Below are 26763 nucleotides of genomic sequence, written 5' to 3'. Positions count from 1 at the left end.
AAAGTAGCAGCCCGGCACTTTCGGTCAACAAAAATGACGATTCTCATGCACGCCGGTCTGCGCGACGCATAAAAACGCTCAATCCTTGAACACCCGCTTGAAGATCGTATCGACATGTTTGGTGTGATATCCGATGTCGAACTTCTCTTCGATCTCCTCGGCGCTCAGCGCGGCCAACACATCCGTATCCCCCAGAAGTTCGGTTTTGAAATCCTTGCCCTCTTCCCAGACCCTCATCGCGTTGCGCTGCACCAACTTATAGGCATCCTCGCGGCTCACACCCGCCTGCGTCAGGGCCAGCAACACGCGCTGGCTCATCACCAGACCACGGAATTTATTCATATTGGCGAGCATGTTGTCGGGATAGATCACCAGCTTGTCCACGACCGACGTCAGCCGCGCGAGCGCAAAATCCAGCGTAATCGTGGTATCGGGGCCGATATTGCGCTCCACCGAGGAGTGCGAAATGTCACGCTCATGCCAGAGGGCGACGTTTTCCATCGCCGGCACCACGGCCATGCGCACCAACCGCGCCAGCCCGGTGAGGTTTTCCGTCAGCACCGGGTTACGCTTATGCGGCATGGCCGAGGAGCCCTTTTGCCCGGCGGAAAAGAACTCCTCCGCCTCCAGCACTTCGGTGCGCTGCATATGGCGGATTTCGGTTGCGATGTTTTCGATCGAGGAGCCGACCACGCCGAGGGCTGCGAAAAACGCCGCGTGACGGTCGCGGGGAATCACCTGCGTGCTGATCGGTTCCGGTTCCAGCCCCAGTTTCGCGCAGACATGCTCCTCTACCGCCGGGTCAATGTTGGCAAATGTGCCGACCGCGCCGGAAATCGCCCCGGTCGCGATTTCATAACGCGCTTTTAGCAAACGGTTCAGGTTGCGGTCCATCTCCGCGTAAAACCGCGCAAAGGTCAGGCCCATGGTCGTGGGTTCGGCGTGAATACCGTGGCTGCGCCCGATGCGCACGGTGTCCTTATGCTCCAGCGCGCGGCGCTTGAGTGCTGCGAGCAACCCCTTCATATCCTCGATCAGAATGTCGGTGGCGCGCACCAGTTGCACATTGAAACAGGTGTCGAGCACATCCGAAGACGTCATGCCCTGATGCACAAACCGTGCCTCATCGCTGCCCACATGTTCCGCCAGATGGGTCAGGAATGCGATAACGTCATGTTTGGTCACGGCCTCGATCTCATCAATGCGTGCAACGTCGAATTCAACGTCCCTGGCCTTCCAGACGGCCTCGGCATTGGCGCGCGGGATCACACCCAGATCGGCCATCGCGTCACAGGCATGCGCCTCGATTTCATACCAGATACGGAATTTCGTTTCCGCAGACCAGATTGCAACCATGTCGGGACGGGAATAGCGGGGGATCATCGGCTCACCTTTTTGGTATTTGTCTTGGGCTTGGCGCGCTCTTAAACTGCGCGGCGCAGAGCCACAAGGCGAGAGGGGATGAAATGAAAGCCACCGGGAGCGTTGTTTGTCCGCTAACAGCACAGGGTGAAACCTGGCAAGGGCTGGAAGAAGACGCCATCCGCACGCGGGACGCGCGCCGCTTTATGGGGCAGGGCGGGCGTGTGATGGTCGGCAATGATGCAGCGTGACCTGAAACCGCGCGTGCTGGCAGATTTTGAGGGGAAATGGGACCTCACGCGCCAGATCACCCATGACGATGGGAGCCAGGCCCGCTTTGAGGGCACGGCGCTCTGGACGCCTGACGGTCTGGGGATGGCTTATCTGGAGACCGGACTTCTCGAGATGGCGCATGCGACACCGATGCAGGCGGAGCGGCGGTATCATTGGGGTCCCGATCTGGACATCTATTTCGAGGACGGGCGGTTTTTTCACCGTGTTCCGGCGGCGGGGGGGGATGCGCGTCATTGGTGTGACCCGGACACCTATGACGTCACCTATGATTTCACCAAATGGCCGCGTTTCAAGGTGATCTGGCGGGTGGTGGGGCCGAAAAAATCCTATACGCTGGCGAGCCTCTACCACCGCTGTTAGCGCAACAGGCCTTGCGCTGCTGCGGCTGCTGCGGCATTCATGACGCAACTTATTCTCAACAGGAGACACACCCCCATGCAATTGTCCGCTTCTCATTCCGTTCTGGCAGAGACCTTCGGGCCGAACGAAGGCACTGCGCGGCGCATCAAACAGGCCGTTCTGGTCGTGCTCGGCATCGCTTTACTGGCCGTTATGGCCAAAATCAAAGTGCCTGTGCCAGGCTCGCCGGTTCTGATGAGCATGGGCACATTTGCGGTTTTGACCATTGGTGCCGCCTATGGCCCGCGGCTCGGTTTGGCGACCATTCTGGGGTATATGATCATCGGCGCGCTTGGCTTTGACATCTTTCAAAGCTCCACAGCAGAGCTGAATGGCACAGCCTATATGATGGGCAGCACGGGTGGCTATCTTTTGGGATACGTCATGGCGACCATCATGCTTGGACTGCTCGCGGCGCGCGGCTGGGACCGTTCCGTTGTCTGGATGGCTCTGGCCATGCTGATCGGGAATGTGCTGCTCTATGTACCGGGCCTGTTGTGGCTTGGTCACTTGTACGGTTGGGACCAGCCGATCCTCGCGTGGGGTCTCACACCCTTTCTAATCGGTGACTTTCTCAAGCTCGCACTTGCCGCGGCCTTGCTGCCTGCGGTGTGGAAGCTGGTTGGCACCGCACGCCGCTAAGGCTTGCAACTTTTTTGAAACGATGGAAAGCCAGAGCTCGCGCTCTGGCTTTTTTTGTATGCCGACTGGCTTGCGCTCTCCTGTGTGGCAACGCGAAGTGATCCTCTCGCGCCAGCCCCGGCCAAATCAAGGACTGCGCCCATGCGAATACCGGCGGCCTCTCTCAAAGCACTTGTCCTGATCGGGGGGATGCTCTTGCTCCCGTAAGATGCCATTGCGGGAACCCCGCTTGTCTACAAGGATGGCGACACCCCTCTGTTTGAAATCGAGGTTCCCGACTTCTGGTCCATACGCACCGGGGGCATACGCGATCTGAGGCGACCGGATGCCCAAGAGCGGCGGGATGTCTCGCGTCTGCTGGGCTTGTGTCCGGAAGAGAATGATGGAATCTGGGTCGGCTTCATTTCGCCCCATGACGTTAGCACGCTGGAGGCGGCCCGCGGCTACCTCACGGAGATGGGCGCGTTTCTGGTCAAGGACGCCAGCGTCAAGGCGATAAAATCGCGTTGCGTGGCCGGTTTACCCGCGCAGACGTTTTCAGGAACAGGGCATCGGAAAGGAAAGTCGCTCGACTTCACGGCAATCACGATCGACATGCCAAACGGGCGCGTCGCCGTTAGTGTCGGCGTGTTCGAGGCGGGTGAAGATGTCAATGTTATAAGTAATATCAATGCGTTGTTGAATTATCTTAAATCTATACATTAGGTATAAAGTCAATGCGATTGAGCGTAAGAAACCTCTACTTGATGATTGTACTGACAGGCGCGGGCTTGGGGTTGTCGGCCTGTACCCCAGTCGGCGTCAGTGGCGGTGGTAGCGTCTATTGCGATGCCGTTTTGTGGAATGACTAATACTACGGCAACGCCCGCCCCGTCGCGGCGAACCACCCCGAGTGCCCGGTACGTCCAGACAGACCCAACCGCCCGGATCGACCCGTGCGGCCCAACTGGCCAATCGATCCCGGCTTCTCGCGCCCGCACCGCCCAAGCGCCCCGATCTACAGACCGGCAGGCGGCTTCAAAGGGCGGTGTCAGGCGGGCTGCGCCAATTCGGTGATGACGGTCGAGCTGCGTTCCAAGGTGCGATGCACCGGGCATTTATCGGCGATTTCCAACAGGCGCGTGCGTTGTTCCTCACTCAGCTTGCCACTCAGGCAAATCCGCCTGCGCCATGTGTCGATCTTTTCACCCACGGTGGTGTCGGCGTCTTGTGCGTGCACTTTGTTGTGGCTGACGTCGACGGAGACATGATCCAGCGGCCAGCCCTTGCGGCGCGCATACATCCGAATGGTCATCGACGTGCAGGCCCCAAGCCCGGCGGAAAGCAATCCATAAGGGCTCAACCCCTTGTTGCTGCCGCCATAGGCCATGGGTTCATCCGCCAACAGATGGTGCCCCTCCGAGGAGGTGATATCGGTCAGGAACCCCGATTTATCGGCCTCTGATACACGCAAGACGCCTTCGGGCGCGCCCGGTGGCGGGGCGGGGGGCTTCAGCGCGATATAGCGCCGCGCCCAGGTGGCTATGACGTCAGCGGCATATTCGGCATCCTCCGCGCGGGTGATCAGATGATCCGCCGTATCCAGTGTCACAAAGCTCTTGGGGTGTTTCGCCGCCAGAAATATCCGGCTGGCGTTTTCAACCGAAACAATCTCGTCGCCCGGCGCGTGCAATACCAAAAGGGCAGCGTTCAGCTTGGCAATGGCGGGCGTCAATTCCTCCTGCGCGACATCCTCGACGAAGGCCTGGCCGATCCGGAAGGGGCGCCCGCCCAATGACACCTCCGCCACACCCTGAGCCGCGATTTCTGGCAAGGCATCGGCAAAGTTATGCGTCACATGGCCCGGATCAAAGGGGGCCCCCAGCGTTACGACCGCCTTGATCGTGTCAAGCAGGGCTGCCGCCTTCAGAACCGCCGCACCGCCCAGCGAATGGCCGATGATCAGGGACGGCACCATGGAGCGTTCGGCCAGATACCCATGTGCCGCGATCAGGTCGTCCACATTCGAGCTAAAGGAGGTATTGGCGAATTCGCCACCCGAATGACCAAGCCCGGTAAAGTCGAAACGCAGCACGGCAATACCGATGGAGGACAGGCGTGCCGCGATGCGCCGCGCGGCGGGGATGTCCTTGCCGCAGGTGAAGCAATGCGCAAAAATCGCCGTGGCCAGATGGGGACCATCCGGCAGATCCAGCCGGGCGGCCAGTGTCGATCCATCATGACCGGGAAAAGTGATGCGTTCGGTAGGCATGGCAGTGCTCCTTTGGCTGACAGAGTGGGGGGCTTGCCAGGCGGTGACAAGGTCTGTGACAGTCTCTTCACGCGGAGGTGACGCCGCGGGGCGCGCCGAAGGAGCAGATGTAACAAAAAACGCGCCCCGAAAGCGAGGCGCGTTCCATTTTGCGGTAATTTGGAGGCTTAGCTTGCGTTGCGGGCCTTACGACGCGCTGCGACACCAAATCCACCCATCGCGCCGAGCAGCAACAGTGCCGATGCAGGCAGTGGCACGGCTGAGATACCTTCGCCTTCAACCAGCAATTTGGACGGGTTACCGTTGGCCGCCGAGTAGATCAGGTTGAATTCACCACCGGTGAAATTGATCGTGCCCGTTCTTGGCGTTGTACGGATGCCCGTTGGGTTGGCGAAACCAATGAGTTCGACGGTGTCATCATATATCGTGAAACCGTCGTCATGTGTCACCCGCGTGTCGAAGGCATTCGAGAAGACTTCGGTGAAGGAAAACAGCGTGGTTGTCCGGAATGTCGGGTTGCTCAAACGCAGCCCGGCGACACCAGCGTCAAGGCCGGACACCACACCGGTGGCGTTGGAACCGAAGAAATCGGCGATTTTTTCCAGATCCTGGTTGGTTGGGTTTGGGATGAAGAAATCCAATGCCCCATTATACGTGAACGTGGCCTTGCGCGTGTTGTCTGCCGCCGCAAAACGCGCATCAAAGTTTGTGCGATCCGCACGTGCGCCAGTACTGGAGCCTCCGGCGTCGAAATTTACGACCTGGACTTCAAACATCCCGGAAAGTGTGGCCGCCTGGGCCGCCGGAAGAAATGCTGCGAAGGATACGACGGCGGCTGCCGCGATTGCTGTCAGTTTCAAAACTACTACTCCTACTGATTACCGCGAGACTATTTTCGCACCTTATTCAATCCACTCGCCAGTCCGGCAGATTTTTCCCGTACTAAGCGTTGAAAGGGTTTTACATCAAATTTTCGCGGTTTCGAAAGAGCCAATTCTGGATTTGGTTAATGAAACCGGGGCGCGTTGCGCAAAGGTGAACAATGGCAGGTCCAACGCCCTATTGTATTCGGGAATTGCGGGAAACGCCGGATCGCCGTGCCGCTATTGAGCGATAAGTGACGTGCATAAAGCCATGCTTTACGCATCCATCAACGCAGAATCGAAAGGATATTGCGTCAGCACCTCATGCCCGGTCTGCGTGATCAACACCTGATCCTCAAGCTTGATCGAAAAGTCACCGCCTTCCGGTGACACCAATGCTTCGACACAGAGCGTCATGCCCGGCTCCAGCGGATAGTCATAGGCCCCCGGCACCGCGTGATCGGGATAGGCGACCAGCGGCCATTCATCACACAGCCCAACACCGTGCATCAGGCAGCCGTATTTCAGCTTCTGGAATTGCGCATCCAGCACATGCGTGCCCGCCGAAAGCTCCGGGATCATGACGCCCGGTTTGAGCAGCGCCGTGTTGTGGCGGATGTCTTCGACGCCATGCTGCATGGCATAGACCATATCGGGGCGCGGTTTCTGCGGCCCGATCCACCAACTGCGCGAGATATCCGTGCAGATCCCATAGGCACCGACCAGATCGGTATCAAAGCTGATGATCTCATTGGGCTGGCAAACACGCGGCCCGCATTCTTGAAACCACGGGTTGGTGCGCGGCCCCGAGGTCAGCAGGCGCGTTTCGATCCACTCACCACCGCGGCGGATATTCTCAGCGTGTAAAACCGCCCAGATGTCATTTTCGCAGGTTTGCCCATCACCTATGTTGGTGCGCGCGAAATCCTCCATCTGGCGCACGGCGATCTCGCAGACATGCGAGGAACATCGCATCGCCCTGATCTCATCGGGGCCTTTGATCGCGCGGGATTTTTCGGTGACCTCCTCGCCGTCCATGATCTCGAACCCCTGCCGCTCAAGGCTGCGCAGGCCGTGCAGCATGATCTTATCCACCGCCAACCGTTTGAGACCGGGCGCGTGTTCGGCCAACAGGACACGGATTTCATTGGCGAAAACATCCGCCGCCGCGCCGACCTTATCCCCCCGGTCAAAATAGAACAGATCCGCCCCGGAGCGTTGTTCGCGCACCAAAGGGTTGAATTCGCTGAGAAAAGGGGAGTTTTTGTAATCCCACATGACCATATAGCCATCCGCACAGAGCAGCACCGCGCGAAACGGATTATGCGTGTTCCAAAGCTGCATGTTAGTGCTGTCGGTGGCATAGCGGATGTTGAGCGGGTCAAACATGAGCACACCGGCGTAGCCCCGCGCCACCACATGCGCCGTCAGACGGGCGTGGCGAAAGGCGCGCATGGCCGCAAGGTCAGGCAGGTCCAGTCCGCCCTGCGCCCATTCGGCAAATGCCAGCTGCGTCGGGCCGATTTCGACGCGGTTCATGTCGTTGGGCGACCCATCCCCGAGCAGGGCACCTCCTGCTGGGTCTATCTTGCGGCTGTCGCGGTAATGCTGGTTCATCCGGGCCTCACGTGATCCTTCCGCTCCCCGAATTTTGCGTAAAATCCGGCGCGAGGCCCGTTTGATTGCGACCTGAAAAAGCGTAGTTTTTGAAGGCTACCGCCCGGCCAAAGGTGGGTGGCGCGCTTGACATTGCAGGATCAGACCGCATCGGGCGGGCTCGTATAGATTGCCAAAGCGGCGCTAAATCTAAGGCATCGGTAGTGGGTGTTGTGTGATCCGCAGGCCCCGTCGCGGGGGCATCAACTGAGCAGCGCCAGATCGGAGGTGTTCATCGGCTGGCGCGTCGGCATTTGATGCGCGTTCTGGCCCGCAAGGGTCAAGGCTAAATCCTTGTAAAACTTGGCATTATCAAACCACCATTGGTGCGAATAGGCGGAGGTCTGATTCTTGGACGGTACATCCTTGAGGTATTGCTCGTGGCTGTAGACGTCAATGTGGTGCGCGTCCACGACGGGTGGCATCCCGGCGCGGCCAACGCGTTTGCGCAGGCCATTCCCGATCACGGCAGGTAGGTTGAGAGTTTCGTCCAACTGGCTGAAATAGTTTGTAAAACGCGCACTGCGATGTGCCAGAAGCAGTGACGCCCACGCCCCGCGCCCGAACCAGCGGGCATCGGCATCGCCTGAAACGAACATGATCTCGTTGAGGGACCACGCGCCTGCGCCCGAGGTTGCGGTATCGTCGAAATCCGAAATCGCACGCAGGGTCAGGTAGGCCCCCATGGAATGGGCCAGCAGATTGATTTTGCGGCCCGGCGCGCGTTCCGTGAGCGGGATGATTGCGTCCTGCACAAGACAGCGCGCGGTGGCCTTGGCGTTGCGCTTATCGCTGTCATAGGCGAAAACATTACCGCCGCTGGGCCAGTCAAAGGCAATACAGGCCCCACGATATCCGTTCTGTTTGAGCCCGTTTTTGATCTTGTCGAACCGGCTTAGCACGTCAAACTGATCGTTGTTGAAACCATGCACGAAGATCAAGACCTCATCGGTATCGCCTTCCGCGTCAACGCAGTCGAGCCAGTCTTTTTGGTCAATGATGCCGCCCTGCCACTTGCCAGCCGCATCAGGCCCTTGCGTGATGCGCACGTAGCGGGTGAGCTGCGCCGGATTATTGGTGAATTTGGATTTGGAAGCGTCGTAGGTGCGACGCGACAGGAACAGTGTCATAACAGGGTCTCCGGAAAAAATTGTTAAAATATTCGGCGATAATGCACCAATTAGTAGAAAATTCAAACCTATGGCGTTTTAGGGGCTGTTGACGTTCACCGCATTTGGATGATTGTCGCCGCAATCGAGATGAGGGTTTTGAAGCTCTGGTCTGTTTTGCACGAGCGCATGGCTATGCCTCTGTTTTCCTTCATTTTGCCGAAGTAGTTTTCGATCAGATGCCGCCATTTGCAGGTCTTCTTGTCGAACTCTGCCGGGAATTTCCGGTTAGATTTCGGGGATATGACCGGGATGATGTCACGATCCAGCAGGTCATTTCGCAGCCAATCCGCGTCAAAGCCCCTGTCCACGAGAAGATGTCCGCCAGTCTGATTGCGGATCAGTGTCGGTTTCGCGCAGGTCATGGGCTTGTCCGGGCATCAGGCAGAAATCAACGAGGTTGGCGAGTGTATCCGTTACGGCCAATATCTTCGTGTTTATGCCCCCGCGAGAGCGCCCAATGGCCTGGCAAAGAATCCCCCTTTTGCGCCCTGAGCCGAACGATGAACCTTAACGATGGTGCCGTCCCTCGCCAGGCAGTCGAAACGCAGTTTCGATGAGAGAGGATCATGGCGTATCCGAGGTCGGCGTATGAGGCTAATACCTTGAAAATATGATAGGAAGTATCCACCTTGACCCATCTGCGAAATCGCCTGAACACGCTATTCCACTTGCCGAATTCGGGCAGTTCTCGCCATTGCGCCCCGGTACGGACGATCCAAAGGACGGCCTCTAAAAACAGCCGGGGAGCACGCCCGGTCTGCCCCGGATCGCTGGATTTTCCGAGGCAGTAAGGGTCGATGATCGCCCACTGGGCATCGCTCAGGACCCTTCGCGTCAAGGCTGCTCCCCTATGTTTGCAACCTTGAAGCAGAAGTCAGATGATTTGGGAATCCCGAACGTCAACAGGTCATAGGCAAAACCTGAATCATTTTACCCTACCGGAAATTAGAAATTTCAACGGGCTAAAGGGTAGATCATATTTCAGGTATTCCGGCAAACGCTTTAACGGTGCCGACCGTTGATGGTCATAGAAAAAAGGCGCCCCCGAAAGGGACGCCCTCGATCGTAATTATGGGGCGGACGCCTCAGGCACCCCGCGCAGCTTAGCAGCTGTAATACATCGCGAATTCGACCGGGTGCGGCGTGTGCTCGTACATCTCGATCTCTTCCATTTTCAGCGCGATATAGCCCTCGATCTGATCCTTGGTGAACACATCACCCTTGATCAGGAAATCCATATCCGCCTGCAATTCTTCCATCGCTTCGCGCAGCGATCCACAGACGGTCGGGATACCGGCCAGCTCTTCGGCGGGCAGATCATAGAGGTTCTTATCCATCGCTTCGCCGGGATCGATCTTGCTTTGGATACCATCAAGACCCGCCATCAACAGCGCGGCAAAGCACAGATAGGGGTTGGCGGAGGGATCAGGGAAACGCGCCTCGACACGCTTGGCCTTGGGGCTTTCCGTCCATGGGATCCGCACACAGCCCGACCGGTTACGCGCGGAATAGGCGCGCAGAACGGGGGCTTCAAAGCCCGGAATGAGGCGTTTGTAGCTGTTGGTGCCGGGGTTGGTGAAGGCATTGAGCGCCTTTGCGTGTTTCAGGATGCCGCCGATGAAATAGAGCGCTTCCTGGCTGAGATCGGCGTATTTGTCGCCCGCAAAAACCGGCTTGCCGTCTTTCCAGATCGACATGTTCACATGCATCCCCGTGCCATTGTCGCCCGCGATGGGCTTGGGCATGAAGGTCGCGGATTTGCCGTAAGCGTGGGCCACGTTGTGGATCACATATTTGTATTTCTGCAGCTCATCGGCCTGTTTGGTCAAGCTGTCGAAAATCAAGCCCAATTCATGCTGACAAGACGCCACCTCATGGTGATGCTTGTCCACTTTCATGCCCAAACGCTTCATTGTGGAGAGCATTTCCGAGCGCAGGTCCTGGGATTCATCAATCGGATTCACCGGGAAATAGCCGCCCTTGACACCAGGACGGTGGCCCATGTTGCCCATCTCATATTCGGTATCCGTGTTCCAGGACGCATCAACCGCATCCACTTCGTAGGACACTTTATTGATGGTGTTGGAATAGCGCACGTTGTCAAAGAGGAAGAATTCCGCTTCAGGACCCATATAGGCCACATCACCGATGCCGGTAGATTTCAGGTATTCTTCGGCTTTCTGCGCCGTGCCACGCGGGTCGCGCTCATAAGCCTCACCAGTATCCGGCTCCACGACCGAGCAATGCAGACAAACGGTTTTCTCCGCATAGAAGGGGTCGATATAGGCGCTGTCGGTGTCGGGCATCAGCTTCATGTCCGAAGCCTCGATGGATTTCCAGCCCTCAATAGAGGAGCCGTCAAACATGAAACCTTCTTCAAGGAAATCCTCATCAACCTGATCGGACATCACCGTGACATGTTGTAATTTCCCACGCGGGTCGGTGAAACGAATGTCGACATATTCGACGTCCTCGTCCTTGATCATCTTCAGTAGTGCAGTGCTCATTCTCGTATATCCCTTTTGGTTGGAATGATTTTATAGGGGGGGGTCAGAGTGCGTCAGAACCCGTTTCGCCGGTTCGGATGCGGATGGATTGTTCAACAGGAGTGACAAAAATCTTACCATCGCCGATTTTCTCGGTCTTTGCGGCGGTCACGATCGCCTCAATGGCGGCATCGACCATATCGTCATCCAGAACGATCTCGATCTTCACTTTGGGCAGGAAATCAACAACATATTCCGCCCCGCGATAAAGCTCGGTGTGGCCTTTCTGACGGCCAAAGCCCTTGACTTCGATCACGGAAAGACCCTGAACGCCGACCTCCTGCAAGGCCTCTTTGACCTCGTCAAGTTTGAACGGTTTGATAACCGCCTCGATTTTTTTCATGATAGCCTCCCATGACGCATTTCATGTTGGACAAAACATCATGGTTTAGGAGGGTCCATAACCAGAGGTGTCGCAGCCGCACCCAGGAGTGCGTTTGAGTGGCGGACGGTCAAAAAATAAGCTCTATGCTCAAAAAATAATCGAAATTGAATCCGTTGAATGAGAAGGACAAAACAATGACCGCTCAAAATGTGCAAGACCCCGGACAAATGGCAGCCAGGCAGGACGCGGGGTTTGCCCGACAGTATAAGTTGCCGCTCGGCGCGCCAACGCTTTGGAAGGGCAATGTCGCGCAACCAACGTCAATTAAGGTGACGGCATCGCGGATCTTTTATGCAAAGCGCAGGGCCGCGGGCGGATTGGATTGCGTATTGTTCTTTTAAATCGGGGTTCCAACCTTGGCGCGCGCGCCGGAGAATGCAATGATCGCCTGCACCAGAACATCCAACGTATCCAGAACGGGTATGGGTGAGCGGACCTGAGCACTGATCAGCGAAAACTCAGAACATCCGATGATCATTTTTTTCGCCCCCCTTTGGACGAGTTTTTTGGCCTCACTCTCCAAAAGAGCGATGTCGGCGACGCTCGCGCCTGCTTGCTTTATCCTGCGTATCGATGCCAGAATTTCGGTCTCATTTTCGGGATAAGCTGGCGTTATCCCGAACTCAGCCAGAAAACCCCCAAGCAGACCGCTGCTGTTGGTCGCCGGGGAGGCCAGAATACCGACGGTGTCACCGGGTTTCAGCCCCGCCGCCACTTGCGCGCAGGCAAGTTTTGGCATGTTCAAGAGATCAATGCTCACCTGCTGCTCAATTTGCGGGGCATAAAGGTGAGCCGTGTTGCACGGCATTGCCAAAGCCTCAGCACCGGCCCGTTCCAATCCGAGCGCCATTTCGGCAAGCACCGGACCCGGATCGGGACCGGCCTTTTCGATCAGATGGGCAATCCGGGACGGAACCTGCGGGTTCATATCCACAAACATCGGAATATGATCCTGATCATCCTCGCCGACGGTTTCCCCATGCACCCTTTTCATCAACTCAAGAGTGGCCTCGACACCCATCCCGCCCAGAATGCCGATTTTGCGAAACTTGCGGGATGTGTTTGCCACGTTGAGCGCCGATCAGGACCAGCGATCCGAGAAATCAAAGGAGGCGTCATAACCAAACAGGGCAACCGACCCGCCAGTGTGAAGGAAGACAACCCTTTCGCCTTTTTTGAAGTGACCCTTGCGGATCAGATCGATGAAACCGGCGGCCCCTTTGGCGGAATAGACCGGATCAAGCAGGATCGCCTCAAGCTCGGCAAACATCTTGATCGCCTCAAGCCCGCTTTCTGTTGGAATGCCGTAACCTGCGCCCACATAATCGGTATTGGCCACCACATCCTCGCGCGCGACGACGCCGGGGCAGCCCAGTTTTTCCGCCGTTTTGCAGGCGAGGTTATAGACGTTCTCTTCCTGCTTGGCCTTTGGCGCGCGCACACCGATGCCCAAAAGCGGGATTTGCGCGTTCATCGCTTTCAGACCGACAATCAGCCCGGCTTGCGTTCCGGCGCTGCCTGTGGCGGTGACGATGTGATCAATCTTGGTGCCGCTGCTGTTAACCTGCGCCAGCATCTCAAAAGCACAATTGACATACCCCAAGGCCCCGGTGGGGTTCGAACCGCCGCCCGGAATGGCATAAACCTTCTTGCCATCTGCCCGCATTTGCGCGGCCATTTCCTCGATCAGCACGTTGAAATCAGGCCCGCTGGGGCGTTTTTCGGTCGTCGCGCCGTGCAGGTGGTCCAGCAGCACGTTACCGTTGTTGTTATAATTGGCGTTATTGGAGGCGGTGCGGTCTTCCAGAACGATGTGACATTGCATGCCCATTTTCGCCGCAAAAGCAGCGGTTTGACGGGCGTGGTTGGATTGGGTGGCCCCTTGGGTGATGACCATCTCGGCGCCTTGCAACTCGGCCTCCGCCATCAGAAATTCCAGTTTGCGCGTCTTGTTCCCGCCGGTGGACATGCCGGTGCAATCGTCGCGTTTGATCCATATCTCCGGTCCGCCCAATTCCTTGGTCAGACGGTCAAGACGTTCCAATGGTGTCGGCAGGTGCGCGAGAAAACGGCGGGGAAAGCGGGCAAGATGCATTTCAGATCCTTAATTTGCTGTTATCGTTTTTTAACCTTTAAGGCGGCCAAATGATAATGCAAAGTGACCCCATTAAATTGCAATATGCGCATGTTGTTATGGGGTGGTGGAGCGGCGAATGCGATTGGAGTGGATTGATGACATCTTGGCGGTGCTCGACAACGGATCCCTTGCGCGGGCTGCGGAAAAGCGTCTGCTGACGCAATCAGCCTTTACGCGGCGTGTGCGGTTGATTGAGGACAGCATCGGCGTGGAGCTGTTTGACCGGCGGCGCAAACCGGTCACCTTGTTGGCGGGGGTTGAGGCGCTTGCGCCGGAGTTGCGCGACCTCGCTATGCGCCTGCGAAAAGTGAGGCATAAGCTGAAAGTGGCAACCGGCCAGACCGGCGGCACCCTCAGTTTTGCCTGCCAGCATGCGATCACCACGACTGTGGCGCCGTGGATTGTGCGCGCGTTCACAGCCGAAAGCGATGCGTCGGTCAAGGTGCGGTCGTGCAATCAGGAAGAGTGCCTGATGCTGCTGTTGTCTGGCGAGGTCGATTTTGCGGTTATGTATAGTGTGCCCGGTGAGCCGGTGCCGTTCTTGGAGCGTGCCTTTGAGCCTTTGACCTTGGGGGGTGATACGCTCATTCCGGTCTGTGCGCCCGCCTTGCGCGAGTGCATTGGCGCAACACAGATCCCTGGGATCAGCTATCCGTCCGGTGTGTTTCTGGGCCAAGTGTTTGACCGCCATATTGCGCCGCGTCTGAATGCGCAGACGCAGGTTGTCACCAAGGCCGAAACAGCCCTCACGCTTGCCGCTTATGAATTTGCGCTTGGCGGGATCGGCGTGGCGTGGTTGCCGCGTTCCATGGTTGGTGCCGCTCTGGCGCAAGGGACGTTGATGTCGCTGGAAGCGGCGTTGCCCGTTCAGCGCCTCGATATCAAAGCGTTCCGATTGTCGGAAAATGGGGGTGCGGAATCAGTATGCGCCTGGCATGACATCCTGGGGCAAATTGCACTGCCCGAGCACTTGAAGAGCAGCGCGCCCGCATCTGATCCGTCGCAAGGGCCCGCTGACGTGGGATAAGATCAATCCTGTCGCCTCCAGAAGGCCACGACACCCGGTGGGGTGTCGTGCGGTGCCACTATTCGTGATGCCAAAAAGTATTGGTGTGGCGAGAGGGCGCTTGTAGCAAGACAGCGACGCTCGGCTGGTTTGCATTAAAAAATTGCGATCTGTGCAATTTGTAAGCGCTAATTTGCATTAGACCTGACCTTAACGAAGGGTTAGCGTCTGATTTATGCAATTTTCGGATTTCGCATTGGCGCATCAGCCGAACTTAGGGGATGGTAACTGATCAGGTAAAATACTGAAATCTGAAAGCATCGATAACCAAAATAAGCAGGGAGTATCCAAATGTTTATCAAAAACATGCTATTAACAGCGGCGGTCACGCTGGGTCTTTCGACCCCGGCAGCCTTTGCTGACGGCCACGGCGGCACATTGGACAAGATTGCGGCGAGCGGTGAAATCGTGATCGGCCACCGTGAAAGCTCGGTCCCCTTCGCGTATCTTGACGAAAATCAGCAGCCCGTAGGCTATTCCATCGATCTGTGCATGAAGATCGTCGAGGCCGTCGCCGCAGAGCTTGATCAGGAATTGACGGTCAAATACGTGCCGGTTAATCCCAAGACGCGCATCGCGCTGATGGCCAATGGCACCATTGATCTGGAATGCGGCTCCACCACCAATAACCTCACACGCCAACAGCAGGTTGAATATATGCCGGTGACTTTTGTGACCGGCACCAAGATTTTGACCCGCAAGGATTCCGGTATTAATTCGGTCGCCGACCTGGATGGCAAGGCTGTGGCCCTGGCCCAAGGTACGACCAATGAGCGCGCCGTGATGGCGGCTGTTGAAGCCGCCGGAATGGACGTTAAAGTCCTGCCGGTGCGCGATCATGCCGAAGGGATGTTGTCGCTTGAGACCGACCGCGTGGATGCCTATGCGACCGATCACATCCTGCTCTATGGTCTGATCTCGAAATCCAAGAACCCGGATGATTTTGCGGTTGTCGGCGAGTTCCTCTCCTTTGACCCCTATGCCCTGATGGTGCGTCGCGATGACAGCGCCTTTGAACTCGTCGGGAAAAAGGCGCTTGCCGCCGTGTTCCGCTCCGGGGAGATCGATGCGATTTACTCAAAGTGGTTCGATCCGCTGGGTGTGCCTGCGGATCCGTTGCTCAAAGCAGCTTTCAAGCTTGGCGCATTGCCAGAGTAGTCGAAAACAGGACCGGTAGGATAAACCCTACCGGTCTTTTCTTATGCGGGGGCATTAGGCATGAACTATAATTGGAACTGGTCGGTCCTGTTTGAGGAACAATACCTCAACTGGCTCATCAGTGGTTTTGGCTGGACCGTCTCAGTCGCGCTGAGCGCCTGGTGCATTGCCATTGTCATCGGCGCGCTTGTCGGGGTCGGCAAGACGGTGCCGAACGGGGTGATCCGGGGCATCTGTGCCACCTATGTCGAAATATTCCGCAATGTGCCTTTGTTGGTGCAGATGTTCATCTGGTATTTCGCCGTGCCTGAACTGCTGCCCGCGGATTGGGGCAGATGGATGAAGCGCGACATGCCGAACCCCGAATTTGTCACCGCCGTCGTGGCGCTCGGGCTCTACACGGCCTCGCGGATCGCCGAGCAGGTACGTGCGGGGATCGAAACCGTGCCGCCCGGCTTGACGGCCGCCGCCACCGCGCATGGTCTCAATGTCTCCCAAACCTATCGCTATGTGCTATTGCCGATCTCCTTCCGGATGATCGTGCCGCCGCTGACCTCCGAATTCCTGACGGTTTTCAAGAATTCCTCTCTCGCTCTCACCATCGGGCTTTTGGAATTGACTGCGCAAAGCCAGCAGATTGCTGAATACACCTTTCAAGGCTTTGAAGCCTTCACCGCCGCGACCGTGATATACGTATGCATTGCGCTGATCGCGACGATCATCATGCAGGTCCTGGAAAAATACACCCGCATTCCGGGTTATGTCGGAAAGGAGGGCTAAATCATGGCAGATTTTGATTTCAACCTGATCTGGACCTCTTTGCCTTTCCTGTGGCAGGGCCTGCAACTCAGCCTCTGGTTGACCTTTCTGTCGATCATCGGCGGGATCGTTCTGGGCACATTGCTGGCACTCGCGCGACTGTCGGGCATCAAACCGCTGGCTTTTGTCGCCGCCACCTATGTGAACCTGATCCGCTCGGTTCCCTTGATCCTCGTGATCTTCTGGTTCTTTTTTCTGGTGCCTCTGGCCATCGGGCGTCCGATCGGCAGCTTTTATTCCGCACTCATCGCCTTTGTCCTCTTTGAGGCGGCCTACTACTCGGAAATCATGCGCGCTGGCATCCAAAGCGTCAAACGGGGTCAGGTCCACGCGGGCCAATCCACGGGGCTGAACTACTGGCAGATCCAGCGTTATGTCGTGTTGCCTCAGGCCTTTCGCAACATGATCCCGATCCTCGTGACGCAATGCATCATTCTGTTTCAGGATACATCGCTGGTCTTTGTCGTGTCGCTGCGCGACTTCATGACGGCCTCTTCCATCGTCGCGCGGACCGAAGGGCGATTGGTTGAAATGTACCTCTTTGCCGCCGTCGTCTATTTCGTAATCTGCTTCTCCGGGTCAATGTACGTGAGAAGCCTCAAGTCCCGGATGAGCACATGATCACTCTTGATAACATTAGCAAATGGTATGGCGATTTCAGAGTTCTGACCGATTGCACGACCAATGTGACCAAGGGTGAGGTCGTCGTGGTCTGTGGTCCGTCAGGATCGGGAAAATCGACATTGATCAAATGCGTCAACGGGTTGGAGCCGGTACAGCAGGGCAAGATCAGCGTGGACGGCGACGAGGTGACGGCCAAGGGGGCCAATCTGACGGCGCTGCGCTCTCGCATTGGCATGGTGTTCCAGCATTTCGAACTTTACCCGCATATGACGGTGCTGGAAAACCTGTGTCTGGCGCAGGAGAAAGTCCTGAAACGCAGCCGGGCGGAGGCTGTTGCGCGCGCCGAAAAACTGCTGGCGCGGGTGGGTATGGAAGATCATTCAAAGAAATTCCCCAGCCAGTTGTCGGGGGGTCAACAGCAGCGTATTGCAATTGCGCGCTCGCTGGCGATGGATCCGATTGCCATGCTCTTTGACGAGCCGACCTCGGCGCTTGATCCGGAGATGATCAAGGAGGTGCTGGATGTCATGGTTGAATTGGCGCAGGAAGGCATGACAATGATGGTCGTCACCCATGAAATGGGCTTTGCGCGCAAGGTCGCAGATCGGGTCATTTTCATGGATGAAGGGGCCATTATCGAGGACAGGCCGACCACTGAATTTTTCGACCACCCTGAGAGTGCGCGTGCCAAAGACTTCCTGTCTAAGATATTGAACCACTGACAGGCGGTTTCATTGTACCAGCGGATGCCGCCATGCCCTGCGCGTTTTGTTGGCGTTAAAAAGGGGCATGTCGGTGGAATGGGCGCGCGTTCCTGCGGTGCAGCGCGGCTCCTTGTGAGGGCGGATAGGGACCCGCTTTTATCCGGACTGGACCTGTCGCGCTTTTGTGCCGCCCCAGGTGCTCGTTTAAGCCACTTTCCGTTCAAAAGCGTACCATTGCCCGGCAGGCGATTGCAAAGCAATCTGCCGAGAGGGGGCGGCATTATCATAGCAATTTCCTTTGCCGCTCATCGATACCTTGAAGCCATGCTGGCGCAGGACCTTCTGATAATCATGAGAACAATATTGGCTGCCGCGATCCGTGTGGTGCCCTCTCGGCAGATTACCTTGTAATCGCCTGTCGGGTAATAAATGCAGTCTTTCGGCGGTAACCGGAATGCAATCGCCATCTTCAGCGCCCTAATTGCCAGATCGCGCTTCATGCGATTACTGACGGCCCAACCAACGACGCGCCTTGAATGCAGGTCGAGGATGACAGCCAGGTACAACCAACCCTCTCGGGTCCAAACGTAGCTGATGTCACCAGCCCACTTCTGATTTGGCGCATCTGCGGTGAAGTCCCGATCCAGCAGGTTCGGCGCTATGTTGAACTTATGGTCGCTGTCCCCCTCTCAGCAGATTGCTGTGCAATCGCCTGCCGGGCAATGGTTGTGACCTTGTGTTTACGGGTCCTGACCACGGTTATTCCGTTCTGACGCATCAGACGACCAACACGACGATGGCCAACATTCAGACCGATCTCCTTCAGCTCTTCAGTCATGCGCGGTCGACCATAGCTGCCCGGGCTGAGACGGGACCGCTCCTTCCCTCTCATGTATTTTCAATACACTGCCGGGCAATGGATGTGCGCAAGCGTGACCAAGTCAGACCGCCGTCTTCGGCTGGCAGGACGGTTGCGGAATGCGCGTAGCCCGCTTGTGCTGACGCCCACAACATTGCACAACCGGTTGGCTGGGAAGCTGCACCTGTGTTCTTCCCCTCTCGTGCATTTTCAATGCACTGCCGGGCAGTGGATAAACCTAAATCTCATTGCTTTAGGCCCGCGAAGAACTGGGTGGCCCTTTTTAAGATCTCCCTCTTCTCCTTCAGGAGTCGGTTCTCCCGTCGAAGTCGATCATTCTCTTGAGCGAGGCTCAAATCCTCTTTCGACACCACGTCTGTATCTCGGTGCGCGGTGATCCATTTGTTCAGCGTCGACATCCCGACACCCAGATCGTCAGCCACCTGCTTGCGCGTCAGCCCACTGGTCAATGCGATACGCATTGCATCTTGGCGGAATTCGTCCGTTCGTTTCAGTCCCATAGTCCGTCTCCTTTGGTGCAGTAAATGCTATCAAAGGAGCGGCATCAAACCGCGACAGGTCCAGACTGGCAAAATTTGCGCCATAACGCGGCATAAGCCCGCCATTGCGATGGGTTGTCGAGCTTGGTTGCGGGCAGCATCCGCCCCGATGGGGGTTTGTCAGCAAAGAGCAATGCCGCCCCGATGGCAGTGCCTGTCGCGGCATCACTGGCAAAAACGGGGCGACCTGTCGCGGCAGCCAGCATCCTCAGAAACTCGGGGTTGCCCGCGAACGGGCCCTCGACAATCGATGGCCCGTCCGCACCCGTAAGGTCAAGGCATGTATCGGTCATCATCGCCAGATAGAAGGAGAGCGCTGCGGCCCGTAGCCCGGATCCGACGGCCGGTTCCGTCCCAATCCAGCGCATTTGGCGCCCTTGAAAGGGTCCGGTCTGAGCCTCGACCGCGGGCAGGAGCATCCGTTTTTCTGCCAGCACCTGCGCGATGTCATTGGGTGTTGGCGCGCAGGGGTGCGCTTGTTGTACCCTCTCGTATTCCCGCCCACCCATGAAGCGCGCGGAGGGGACCGGATCGCCCAAAGCCGAGACGTTCATCAGCGTATCGCGATCCGGGTCAAGACCAATAGGGCGCCCGCCCAGGGCCATAACGATGACCCATGTCCCCGTGGAAATGACGCTGAAGGGCGCATCCCGTTCCAGGATATGGGGATAGAGCGAGGCATTGGAATCGTGCATACCCACAGCGACGGGCGTGGCAGGGGGGAGGCCGGTGGCCTTGGCAATCGAGGGCAGCAGCGTGCCAAGGATATCACCGGATTTGCGCACCGGCGCGATTTTCCCCGCAAGACCCAAGCGGTCCACCACGTCTGAAAAGGTGCCGCTTGTGGGGTGCCAAAGATCCGTGTGGCACCCGATTGACGTCACATCGCAGGCGGCAACACCGGTCAGCCGATGGCCCCAATATTGCGGGTACGTCACGATTTTGTCGGTGCGGGCAAGCAATCTTGGGTCTTGGGCAAACATATAGTGCAACTGCGCGCCAGCGTTCAGACCGTTTGCCAGGCGCGGTGATCCAGTATGCGCAAAGGGCGGGCGCAGCGCGTCATAGGCGGCGGCGATGGCGTCCGGGATCGGGTGTTCATAATCGATGATCGGGGCCGCGAGCACGCCATCACGATCCAGCAAGGCAATGCTCGCACCATGGGTCGTGACGGAAATCGCATCGACGTGGTGCGCGCGGTGGAACGTCTTGAGCGCGCCCAGCAGGAAGTCCCAATGCCCGTCGGTGTCAAAATGCGCCCAAGGCGGGCCTTGGAGACCCTTGTTCGGTCGGGTGACAACGGCGATTTCAGTGCGTGTTGCAAGATCAACCAGCGCGAGTTTGGCGTTGGTTTTACCGATGTCGATGACGGCGATGTGGCGCGGTGCGGTCATGGCATGTGAAACACCCGCGCCAATGGAACGGCCACAGGCGCATTATCAGGCCCGGTTTCCATGAGATCGGCCATATGCGCCCACCATTTTTGCAGGATCGGATGAGCGGGAAGGGCGTCCATGGTGTGAGCGTCACTGCGTTCCAACACGCCGATCAACAACAGGGTTTCGGGGTCAAAATGGATTGAGTAGTCGCGGATGCCTGCCCTGCGCAGCAGCGCCACCAGCTCCGGCCATATCGCGTCATGACGGCGTTGGTATTCGGCCTCCATCCCGGCGTTCAGGCGCATGCGAAAGACGAAGCGTTCGGTCATTTTGCCCTCCGCGCGGCGGCCATGGCCCATAGGCGTGGCAATGCGATGACACCGATCAGCAACAGGCCGATGAAAATCGACATCACAATGCCCGGCACGTTCAGCAAGCCCAACCCAAAAGTCACAAGACCCATCACGAAGGCTGCGATCACGATGCCGGGGATTGAGCCGGAGCCGCCGAGGATATTGACGCCGCCCAGCACGACCATCGTGACGACCTCAAGCTCCATGCCCGTGGCGATGCTGGGGCGGGTGGAGCCAAGGCGCGAGGTGAGGCACACGGCGGCGATGCCGGACATCAGACCGGTAAGCAGGAACAGGATGAACTTGACCCGCTGTACCCTTATGCCGCTGAACAGCGCGCCGGTGGGGTTGTTGCCGATGGCATAGACGGCACGGCCAAAGTTGGTTTTGTGCAAAACCACGCCGTAAATCACCGCGATGATCACAAAGAGCAGCATTTCCACGGTGAAGACCCAATAGATATAGCCCTGACCGAACCACGAAAAGCTCGCCGGATACCCCCGGTACGCATCATCGCCCAGAATGATGAAGCTGATGCCGCGAAACAGGCTCATCGTGCCGATGGTGACCACGATCGAGGGCAGGCCGAGGATGGTAACGAAAAAGGCGTTGAACGCCCCACAGAGCAGGCCCACCGTCAGGCCGATCACGACCAGCTCGGGCGTGCCTGCACCGTATTGCAGCGCAAAGCCCATGGCCGTGCTGGCCAGCGCGATGATCGAGGCGACCGAGAGGTCAATTTCGCCCGAAATGATCAGCAGCGCCATGGCAAAGGCGATCATCGCCTTTTCGGTGAAGTTGAAGGTCGCATCGCTCAGGTTCCAGGCGTTGAGAAAATAGGGGGACGCGAAGCTGTTGACGATAAAGATGGCGATGGCGACCGCCAGCAACAGGGCTTCCCAGCTGCGCAAGATACGATGGGCGCGGCTGTTCAGGCGGTCGGGCACATGGCGGGATTGAACGCTTGCCTCGGTCATGGGGTGGCCCCCGTTGGTTTTTCGGCTGATTTGAGGATGATGCGGCCTTTTTGGCGCCCCGCACGGGCGTTAAAGGCGACCGCAATGAGGATGGCGCTGCCGGAGATGGCCAGTTGCCAGAAGGGGGAGATGTTCACGACGGGCAGGGCGTTTTTCACCACGCCCAGGAATATTGCGCCCAAGACCGCACCGCCCACCGATCCGATGCCGCCCGCAATCGAGATGCCGCCAATCACACAGGCTGCGACCACCTCAAGCTCGAACCCGCCCGCAATATCCACATAGGCCACGGCATAACGCGCTACCCAAAGATACCCGGTCAGCCCTGCGAGGGCCCCGGAAATGGTGAACGCCAGAAACTGCGTGCGGCCCACGTCGATGCCGGTATAGACCGCCGCATGCGGATTGCCGCCCACCGCAAAGATCGAGCGGCCTAGGGGCGTGCGCGACATCATGATGGCAAAGATCACAACCGTGGCGATTGCACTCCATGACAAGACCGGCAGGCCCAGGAATTCAGCGCGCGGAAACCCCGTGAAGGCGGGTGACATTTCATGGGAGTTCACCCATTTCCCGTCTGAGATCAGAAAGATAATCCCGCGAAAGATCGTCATTGTGCCCAAGGTGACCACGATGGGCGGGATCGCCAGTTTCCAAACCAGAAGGCCGTTGATCGCACCCATCACCGCCCCCATGGCGATGGCGATGGCGACGATGATCGGGATCGGCAAGCCGGGCAGGGCGACATTGATCATCGCCACGGCCATGCCCGTCAGCGCCAGATTGGCCGCCACCGACAGATCAATGCAGCGCGTCAGGATCACGACCATCTGTCCCAGCGCCAGTATGATCAGCGGGGCAGTATCGTTGAACACATTGGCGAGGTTGGCGGGGGCGACAAAGCCCGGAAACCGCGATGCGATCAGAAGTATCAGCGCCAGAATAGCACTGGCGAGGAGCGTTTCGCGTGTCAGCCAGTACCGGGTCATGCCAAGGCGCTTTCTGTCGCGGTGACAATGCCGGCGGCGTGCCGCACGAGGGTTTCGGGTGTCAGATCAACCCCCGCAAGCTCGGCCGCGATGCGCCCGTCGCGCATGACGATGACGCGATCCGACATGCCGATGACTTCGGGAATTTCCGAGCTGACCATGATGATGGACAGCCCCTGCGCGGCCAACTCGGCCATGAAGGCGTGCACCGCGGCCTTGGATCCGATGTCGATGCCCTTTGTGGGTTCGTCCAGAATAATGACCTGGGGTTGCGTGGCCAGCCATTTGGCAATCACAACTTTTTGCTGGTTTCCCCCCGATAGATTACCGACGTCCTGATCAAGGCTTGCGGCGCGCAGGTCGAGCCGTTCGGCGTATGCGCGGGCCAGTTTGAATTCTTCGGCCAATTTCAAAAAACCGTTTCGCGAGGTGCGTGCAAGGGAGGGCAGGGTGATGTTCTGAAAAATCGGCAGGCCGATGATCGCGCCCTGTTTGCCGCGATCCTCCGGGACATAGACGATCCCGTTCTTTACCGCATCGGCAGGCGAGCGTATCACGCGTATCTGGTGGTTGATCTTTGTCACTCCCTTGCTGGGTTTGGTGATGCCGAACAGAGCCTGCATGAATTCCGACCGCCCGGCGCCCACGAGGCCATAGAACCCGAGGATTTCACCGCGCTTCAGGGTAAACCCGATGTCGGCAAATTCGGTGAGGTGCGCGTAGCCCACAACCTGCAACACGTTCTCGCCCACGACGGGATCACGCTGCGGGAAAATATGATCGACTGCACGGCCAACCATCATCCTGACCAGAGCATCTTCGTCGATCTGCGCAATCATACCGTCCCCCACAAAAGTACCGTCGCGAAACACGGTATAGCGATCAGCGATGCGGAAGATCTCATCGAACTTGTGGCTGATGAAGAGGATGGCCTTGCCCTGCGATTTCAGGGTCTCGACCAGCGCGTAAAGCTCTTCGATCTCCTTGTGGGACAGCGCAGCAGTCGGTTCGTCCATGATCACCACGCGGGCATCAATGGAAAGCGCGCGCGCAATGGCTACGAGGTGCTTGTTGGCGATGCCAAGATCGCGCAACGGGGTACGCGAACTGAAGGGCGCGCCGATTTCATCCAAAAGCGTGCTGGCGCTGCGGTGCATCTGCGCGATGTCAATCAGGCCCAACCGCGTGCGCGGGGCGTGACCGATATAGATGTTCTCGGCAACCGAGAGTTCGTCAAACAGCACGGTCTCCTGATGGATCGCGGTTATGCCCGCATCCACAGCGTCATTGGGGTTGGAAAAGACGGTGGGCTTGCCGTCGATCCGCACCGTGCCCGCATCGGGGTGGTAGATTCCGGTAAGAATTTTGACCGTGGTGGATTTACCAGCGCCGTTTTCGCCCACAAGGGCGGTGACCTGACCGGGGTAGAGGTCCAGTTTCACCGCATCCAGGGCCTTCACTCCGGGAAAGGTCTTGGTGATCATGTCCATCGACACGACGGGCGCATTTGGCGCGATCTGCGTCGTCATTCGAAACCTCATGGGAGCGGGGTGGGGTATCCGGCCCGGTGCCCAGGACGCGCCGGACCGGTCATGCAGAGCGGTTCAGAAGATCGACTTGAACTGCTCGATGTTGCTGGCGTCATAGACAAAAGGATCGGCCATTGCGCCTTCGTTTTTATCGTCCAGCGTCAGGCTGCCCATGCGACCCATCGGGATTTCCGCGCCGGGGCTGGCCTTTACACCGTTCTGACTGAGTTCATAGGCCAGCATCGTTGCCGAATAGCCAAGATCAATTGGATTCCAGATCGCAAAGGACTGCGAGGCACCGGAGCCGATGGCACCCGCCATCTCGGAGGGCAGACCAAGGCCCGTGACGTTGACCTGACCCACTTTGCCTGCATCAACAACCGCCTGTGCGGCGGCCACGATGCCGACGGAGGTTGGCGCGATGATCGCGTCCAGATCGGGGTAGGATTGCATCAGGCCCGTCGCTTCGCGGTAGGATTTATCGGCAAGGTCATCCCCGTAGACCGTCGCGACAACCTCGATGCCGGGATAATCGCCCATCACCTTGTTCATCTCCTCGATCCAGGTGTTTTGGTTGGTCGAGGTGGTGGTCGCTGAGAGTACGGCGACATCACCGCCCTGGGGCAGATGATCCGCCGCCAGTTTGATGATCATATTGCCAATCAGCGAGTTTGACGACGGGTTCAGGTGCAGTTGACGCCCCTCAGAGGCGACACCGGAATCCCAGCTGATCACGGTGATGCCGCGCTGCATGGCACGCTTTAGTGCGGGCACCAAAGCGTCCGTATCATTTGCGGAAATGGCGATCGCATCAACCTGCTGGGCAATCAATGCGTTGATGACCTCGATCTGGCCTTCTGCGGTCGTGTCCGTCGGGCCGGTGTAAATGATCTCGACGTTGCCCAGCTCTGCTGCGGCTTCCTCGGCACCTTCGGCGGCGGCCTCAAAGAAGCCAATGCCTAATGCCTTGACCACCAATGCGATGCGCACGTTGTCTTGTGCAAAAGCAGGTGTGCCCAGCATCGCGCCGGCCAATGCAACGGATGCGGCTAGTTTCTTGAATACACTCATGGTTTCCTCCCTGGAGTGGTTGCAATCAGGCTGGCAGTTTCGCCACCCCCTCTTTTTGCGCAGCACCCGTAGGCACCACGATCAATGTGATATCTGCCGATTCCAGCATGGCCGCGGTGCGGTCGTGAATGCCGTCATCGGTGATGATCGTGTCAATCCGCTCAAGTGGGCAGAGCACCAGGCTGGAACGGTTGGCGAATTTGGAACTGTCCACCAACACGATCAGCTCCTCGGCCTGACCGATCAGTTTTTGTTCCGCCTGAATGAGCAGGGGATCCTGTTCCATAAGACCCAGCGGGCCGATGCCCTGCGCGCCCATGAACATACGTTTGGCGTAGAAATTGCGCGTCACGTCATTGTCAAAAGGCGACAGGATGATGTTTTGTTCGCGGTATATGATCCCACCCGACAACATCACCGTGTTGCGGCTGTTTTTGAGCAGATGTTCCGCGATGGGAAATGAATTGGTAAAGACCTGCATCCGACGCGATGCCAGCGGATGTACCATCTGAAACGTCGTTGTCCCGCCATTGATGATGATCGGCTCACCATCCTCACACAGATCAACGGCGGCGGCGGCGATGGCCTGTTTCTCGGCATTATTCATGGTTTCGTTGACGGAAAACGGACGCCCGGCCAGGCCCACAAAGGGTGTTGCGGTCAGCGCCTCAGCCCCGCCGCGCACCCTGCGCAAGCGTTTCTGATCGTCCAATGTGTTGATGTCGCGCCGCACTGTGGCCTCGGAGGCACCGGTGAGTGCACATAAATCCGTCACCGTTACCAGCGCGCGGTCCTGAACGGCGGATAAAATGACGCGATGGCGATCTTTCTCGTGCATTGGTGACCCTTTCGATGACGTCAGCGTGGCGCGAGTCGCCCGTCATTGTCAATCATTTTCTATCACACCCAATCACTAATTATAATAATATGATCGAAGGTGATTGAAATTGATTGACTTGGTGAGCTGC

The 26763-nt window shown here is 57.7% G+C and carries 25 protein-coding genes and 2 pseudogenes; 9 read left to right on the top strand and 18 right to left on the bottom strand.

The window, feature by feature from the left end:
• Window positions 1-78: 78 nt before the first annotated feature.
• Window positions 79-1383, bottom strand: coding sequence for an adenylosuccinate lyase (gene purB, locus ROLI_RS13640; protein ID WP_187431254.1), 1305 nt, complete (start codon window positions 1381-1383; stop codon window positions 79-81).
• Window positions 1384-1466: 83 nt separating this feature from the next.
• Between purB and ROLI_RS13635 the strand changes: the two genes are divergently transcribed.
• The 4 genes from ROLI_RS13635 to ROLI_RS13620 all read left to right on the top strand — a co-directional run bounded on the left by ROLI_RS13635 (window position 1467) and on the right by ROLI_RS13620 (window position 3402).
• A complete protein-coding gene (locus ROLI_RS13635) occupies window positions 1467-1613 on the top strand; it encodes a hypothetical protein (protein WP_187431255.1) in 147 nt (48 codons plus the stop codon).
• Window positions 1600-2016 (top strand): DUF6314 family protein, encoded by a 417-nt coding sequence (locus ROLI_RS13630; RefSeq protein ID WP_187431256.1) that lies wholly within the window; start codon window positions 1600-1602, stop codon window positions 2014-2016. The genes ROLI_RS13635 and ROLI_RS13630 overlap by 14 nt, the downstream gene beginning before the upstream one ends.
• A 75-nt stretch (window positions 2017-2091) precedes the next feature.
• Window positions 2092-2697, top strand: coding sequence for a biotin transporter BioY (locus ROLI_RS13625; protein ID WP_187431257.1), 606 nt, complete (start codon window positions 2092-2094; stop codon window positions 2695-2697).
• A gap of 456 nt (window positions 2698-3153) precedes the next feature.
• The gene (locus tag ROLI_RS13620; protein WP_222869613.1) at window positions 3154-3402 is read left to right on the top strand and encodes a hypothetical protein; all 249 of its coding nucleotides are present in this window, start codon (window positions 3154-3156) and stop codon (window positions 3400-3402) included.
• A gap of 325 nt (window positions 3403-3727) precedes the next feature.
• Here the strand turns inward: ROLI_RS13620 and ROLI_RS13615 are convergent, their stop codons facing one another.
• The 9 genes and pseudogenes from ROLI_RS13615 to ROLI_RS13575 all read right to left on the bottom strand — a co-directional run bounded on the left by ROLI_RS13615 (window position 3728) and on the right by ROLI_RS13575 (window position 13665).
• Complete coding sequence (locus ROLI_RS13615; protein WP_187431259.1) at window positions 3728-4948, bottom strand: bifunctional alpha/beta hydrolase/OsmC family protein; 1221 nt, start codon at window positions 4946-4948, stop codon at window positions 3728-3730.
• 167 nt (window positions 4949-5115) lie between these two features.
• Window positions 5116-5808 carry a VPLPA-CTERM sorting domain-containing protein gene (locus tag ROLI_RS13610; protein ID WP_262386594.1) on the bottom strand — a complete coding sequence of 231 codons (693 nt, stop codon included), beginning with the start codon at window positions 5806-5808 and terminating at the stop codon, window positions 5116-5118.
• A gap of 279 nt (window positions 5809-6087) precedes the next feature.
• Entirely contained in the window at window positions 6088-7428 is a 1341-nt protein-coding gene (gene dddP, locus ROLI_RS13605; protein WP_187431260.1) for a dimethylsulfonioproprionate lyase DddP, read from the bottom strand.
• Window positions 7429-7670: 242 nt separating this feature from the next.
• Window positions 7671-8597 (bottom strand): alpha/beta fold hydrolase, encoded by a 927-nt coding sequence (locus tag ROLI_RS13600; protein WP_187431261.1) that lies wholly within the window; start codon window positions 8595-8597, stop codon window positions 7671-7673.
• A gap of 95 nt (window positions 8598-8692) precedes the next feature.
• Window positions 8693-9477, bottom strand: a pseudogene (locus ROLI_RS13595) (IS5 family transposase).
• 265 nt (window positions 9478-9742) lie between these two features.
• On the bottom strand, window positions 9743-11146 hold the full coding sequence (gene glnA / locus ROLI_RS13590; protein ID WP_187431262.1) for a type I glutamate--ammonia ligase: 1404 nt from the start codon (window positions 11144-11146) through the stop codon (window positions 9743-9745).
• A 43-nt stretch (window positions 11147-11189) separates the two neighbouring features.
• Window positions 11190-11528, bottom strand: a complete 339-nt coding sequence (locus ROLI_RS13585) for a P-II family nitrogen regulator (protein ID WP_187431263.1) — start codon at window positions 11526-11528, stop codon at window positions 11190-11192.
• A 379-nt stretch (window positions 11529-11907) separates the two neighbouring features.
• A complete protein-coding gene (locus ROLI_RS13580; RefSeq protein WP_316247476.1) occupies window positions 11908-12639 on the bottom strand; it encodes an amino acid racemase in 732 nt (243 codons plus the stop codon).
• Between the two features lie 12 nt (window positions 12640-12651).
• Entirely contained in the window at window positions 12652-13665 is a 1014-nt protein-coding gene (locus ROLI_RS13575; RefSeq protein ID WP_187431264.1) for a D-cysteine desulfhydrase, read from the bottom strand.
• A gap of 118 nt (window positions 13666-13783) precedes the next feature.
• On the opposite strand from ROLI_RS13575, the gene ROLI_RS13570 reads away from it, so the two are divergent.
• From ROLI_RS13570 to ROLI_RS13550, 5 genes are all read left to right on the top strand, one after another.
• Entirely contained in the window at window positions 13784-14734 is a 951-nt protein-coding gene (locus ROLI_RS13570) for a LysR family transcriptional regulator (RefSeq protein WP_187431265.1), read from the top strand.
• A 330-nt stretch (window positions 14735-15064) separates the two neighbouring features.
• Entirely contained in the window at window positions 15065-15931 is an 867-nt protein-coding gene (locus tag ROLI_RS13565) for an amino acid ABC transporter substrate-binding protein (protein ID WP_187431266.1), read from the top strand.
• 60 nt (window positions 15932-15991) lie between these two features.
• On the top strand, window positions 15992-16711 hold the full coding sequence (locus ROLI_RS13560) for an amino acid ABC transporter permease (RefSeq protein ID WP_187431267.1): 720 nt from the start codon (window positions 15992-15994) through the stop codon (window positions 16709-16711).
• Between the two features lie 3 nt (window positions 16712-16714).
• The gene (locus ROLI_RS13555) at window positions 16715-17371 is read left to right on the top strand and encodes an amino acid ABC transporter permease (protein WP_187431268.1); all 657 of its coding nucleotides are present in this window, start codon (window positions 16715-16717) and stop codon (window positions 17369-17371) included.
• Window positions 17368-18096 (top strand): amino acid ABC transporter ATP-binding protein, encoded by a 729-nt coding sequence (locus tag ROLI_RS13550; protein WP_187431269.1) that lies wholly within the window; start codon window positions 17368-17370, stop codon window positions 18094-18096. Before ROLI_RS13555 ends, ROLI_RS13550 begins: the two co-directional genes overlap by 4 nt.
• Before the next feature lie 255 nt (window positions 18097-18351).
• Here ROLI_RS13550 and ROLI_RS13545 read toward each other — a convergent pair.
• The 8 genes and pseudogenes from ROLI_RS13545 to ROLI_RS13510 all read right to left on the bottom strand — a co-directional run.
• Window positions 18352-19458: pseudogene (locus tag ROLI_RS13545) on the bottom strand (IS3 family transposase); the annotation flags it as partial.
• A gap of 44 nt (window positions 19459-19502) precedes the next feature.
• The gene (locus ROLI_RS13540; RefSeq protein WP_187430357.1) at window positions 19503-20891 is read right to left on the bottom strand and encodes an FGGY-family carbohydrate kinase; all 1389 of its coding nucleotides are present in this window, start codon (window positions 20889-20891) and stop codon (window positions 19503-19505) included.
• The gene (locus ROLI_RS13535; RefSeq protein ID WP_187430356.1) at window positions 20888-21205 is read right to left on the bottom strand and encodes an L-rhamnose mutarotase; all 318 of its coding nucleotides are present in this window, start codon (window positions 21203-21205) and stop codon (window positions 20888-20890) included. Before ROLI_RS13535 ends, ROLI_RS13540 begins: the two co-directional genes overlap by 4 nt.
• Window positions 21202-22206, bottom strand: a complete 1005-nt coding sequence (locus tag ROLI_RS13530) for an ABC transporter permease (protein ID WP_187430355.1) — start codon at window positions 22204-22206, stop codon at window positions 21202-21204. The genes ROLI_RS13535 and ROLI_RS13530 overlap by 4 nt, the downstream gene beginning before the upstream one ends.
• Window positions 22203-23195 carry an ABC transporter permease gene (locus ROLI_RS13525; RefSeq protein ID WP_187430354.1) on the bottom strand — a complete coding sequence of 331 codons (993 nt, stop codon included), beginning with the start codon at window positions 23193-23195 and terminating at the stop codon, window positions 22203-22205. Before ROLI_RS13525 ends, ROLI_RS13530 begins: the two co-directional genes overlap by 4 nt.
• Complete coding sequence (locus tag ROLI_RS13520; RefSeq protein ID WP_187430353.1) at window positions 23192-24724, bottom strand: sugar ABC transporter ATP-binding protein; 1533 nt, start codon at window positions 24722-24724, stop codon at window positions 23192-23194. The genes ROLI_RS13525 and ROLI_RS13520 overlap by 4 nt, the downstream gene beginning before the upstream one ends.
• A gap of 75 nt (window positions 24725-24799) precedes the next feature.
• Window positions 24800-25795 carry a rhamnose ABC transporter substrate-binding protein gene (rhaS, locus tag ROLI_RS13515; RefSeq protein ID WP_187430352.1) on the bottom strand — a complete coding sequence of 332 codons (996 nt, stop codon included), beginning with the start codon at window positions 25793-25795 and terminating at the stop codon, window positions 24800-24802.
• Window positions 25796-25820: 25 nt separating this feature from the next.
• A complete protein-coding gene (locus tag ROLI_RS13510; RefSeq protein WP_187430351.1) occupies window positions 25821-26633 on the bottom strand; it encodes a DeoR/GlpR family DNA-binding transcription regulator in 813 nt (270 codons plus the stop codon).
• Between the last annotated feature and the right edge of the window lie 130 nt (window positions 26634-26763).

This window comes from Roseobacter fucihabitans, assembly GCF_014337925.2.
GTDB lineage: Bacteria > Pseudomonadota > Alphaproteobacteria > Rhodobacterales > Rhodobacteraceae > Roseobacter > Roseobacter fucihabitans.
The sequence above is the reverse complement of the archived record's forward strand: the minus strand, read 5'-3'. Positions and strand labels throughout refer to the sequence as shown.

Excerpts from the sequence above, each read along its gene's own strand:
- purB (WP_187431254.1), bottom strand. The coding sequence starts at position 1,383 with ATGATCCCCCGCTATTCCCGTCCCGACATGGTTGCAATCTGGTCTGCG.
- ROLI_RS13635 (WP_187431255.1), top strand. The coding sequence starts at position 1,467 with ATGAAAGCCACCGGGAGCGTTGTTTGTCCGCTAACAGCACAGGGTGAA.
- ROLI_RS13630 (WP_187431256.1), top strand. The coding sequence starts at position 1,600 with ATGATGCAGCGTGACCTGAAACCGCGCGTGCTGGCAGATTTTGAGGGG.
- ROLI_RS13625 (WP_187431257.1), top strand. The coding sequence starts at position 2,092 with ATGCAATTGTCCGCTTCTCATTCCGTTCTGGCAGAGACCTTCGGGCCG.
- ROLI_RS13620 (WP_222869613.1), top strand. The coding sequence starts at position 3,154 with ATGGGCGCGTTTCTGGTCAAGGACGCCAGCGTCAAGGCGATAAAATCG.
- ROLI_RS13615 (WP_187431259.1), bottom strand. The coding sequence starts at position 4,948 with ATGCCTACCGAACGCATCACTTTTCCCGGTCATGATGGATCGACACTG.
- dddP (WP_187431260.1), bottom strand. The coding sequence starts at position 7,428 with ATGAACCAGCATTACCGCGACAGCCGCAAGATAGACCCAGCAGGAGGT.
- ROLI_RS13600 (WP_187431261.1), bottom strand. The coding sequence starts at position 8,597 with ATGACACTGTTCCTGTCGCGTCGCACCTACGACGCTTCCAAATCCAAA.
- glnA (WP_187431262.1), bottom strand. The coding sequence starts at position 11,146 with ATGAGCACTGCACTACTGAAGATGATCAAGGACGAGGACGTCGAATAT.
- ROLI_RS13585 (WP_187431263.1), bottom strand. The coding sequence starts at position 11,528 with ATGAAAAAAATCGAGGCGGTTATCAAACCGTTCAAACTTGACGAGGTC.
- ROLI_RS13575 (WP_187431264.1), bottom strand. The coding sequence starts at position 13,665 with ATGCATCTTGCCCGCTTTCCCCGCCGTTTTCTCGCGCACCTGCCGACA.
- ROLI_RS13570 (WP_187431265.1), top strand. The coding sequence starts at position 13,784 with ATGCGATTGGAGTGGATTGATGACATCTTGGCGGTGCTCGACAACGGA.
- ROLI_RS13565 (WP_187431266.1), top strand. The coding sequence starts at position 15,065 with ATGTTTATCAAAAACATGCTATTAACAGCGGCGGTCACGCTGGGTCTT.
- ROLI_RS13560 (WP_187431267.1), top strand. The coding sequence starts at position 15,992 with ATGAACTATAATTGGAACTGGTCGGTCCTGTTTGAGGAACAATACCTC.
- ROLI_RS13555 (WP_187431268.1), top strand. The coding sequence starts at position 16,715 with ATGGCAGATTTTGATTTCAACCTGATCTGGACCTCTTTGCCTTTCCTG.
- ROLI_RS13550 (WP_187431269.1), top strand. The coding sequence starts at position 17,368 with ATGATCACTCTTGATAACATTAGCAAATGGTATGGCGATTTCAGAGTT.
- ROLI_RS13540 (WP_187430357.1), bottom strand. The coding sequence starts at position 20,891 with ATGACCGCACCGCGCCACATCGCCGTCATCGACATCGGTAAAACCAAC.
- ROLI_RS13535 (WP_187430356.1), bottom strand. The coding sequence starts at position 21,205 with ATGACCGAACGCTTCGTCTTTCGCATGCGCCTGAACGCCGGGATGGAG.
- ROLI_RS13530 (WP_187430355.1), bottom strand. The coding sequence starts at position 22,206 with ATGACCGAGGCAAGCGTTCAATCCCGCCATGTGCCCGACCGCCTGAAC.
- ROLI_RS13525 (WP_187430354.1), bottom strand. The coding sequence starts at position 23,195 with ATGACCCGGTACTGGCTGACACGCGAAACGCTCCTCGCCAGTGCTATT.
- ROLI_RS13520 (WP_187430353.1), bottom strand. The coding sequence starts at position 24,724 with ATGACGACGCAGATCGCGCCAAATGCGCCCGTCGTGTCGATGGACATG.
- rhaS (WP_187430352.1), bottom strand. The coding sequence starts at position 25,795 with ATGAGTGTATTCAAGAAACTAGCCGCATCCGTTGCATTGGCCGGCGCG.
- ROLI_RS13510 (WP_187430351.1), bottom strand. The coding sequence starts at position 26,633 with ATGCACGAGAAAGATCGCCATCGCGTCATTTTATCCGCCGTTCAGGAC.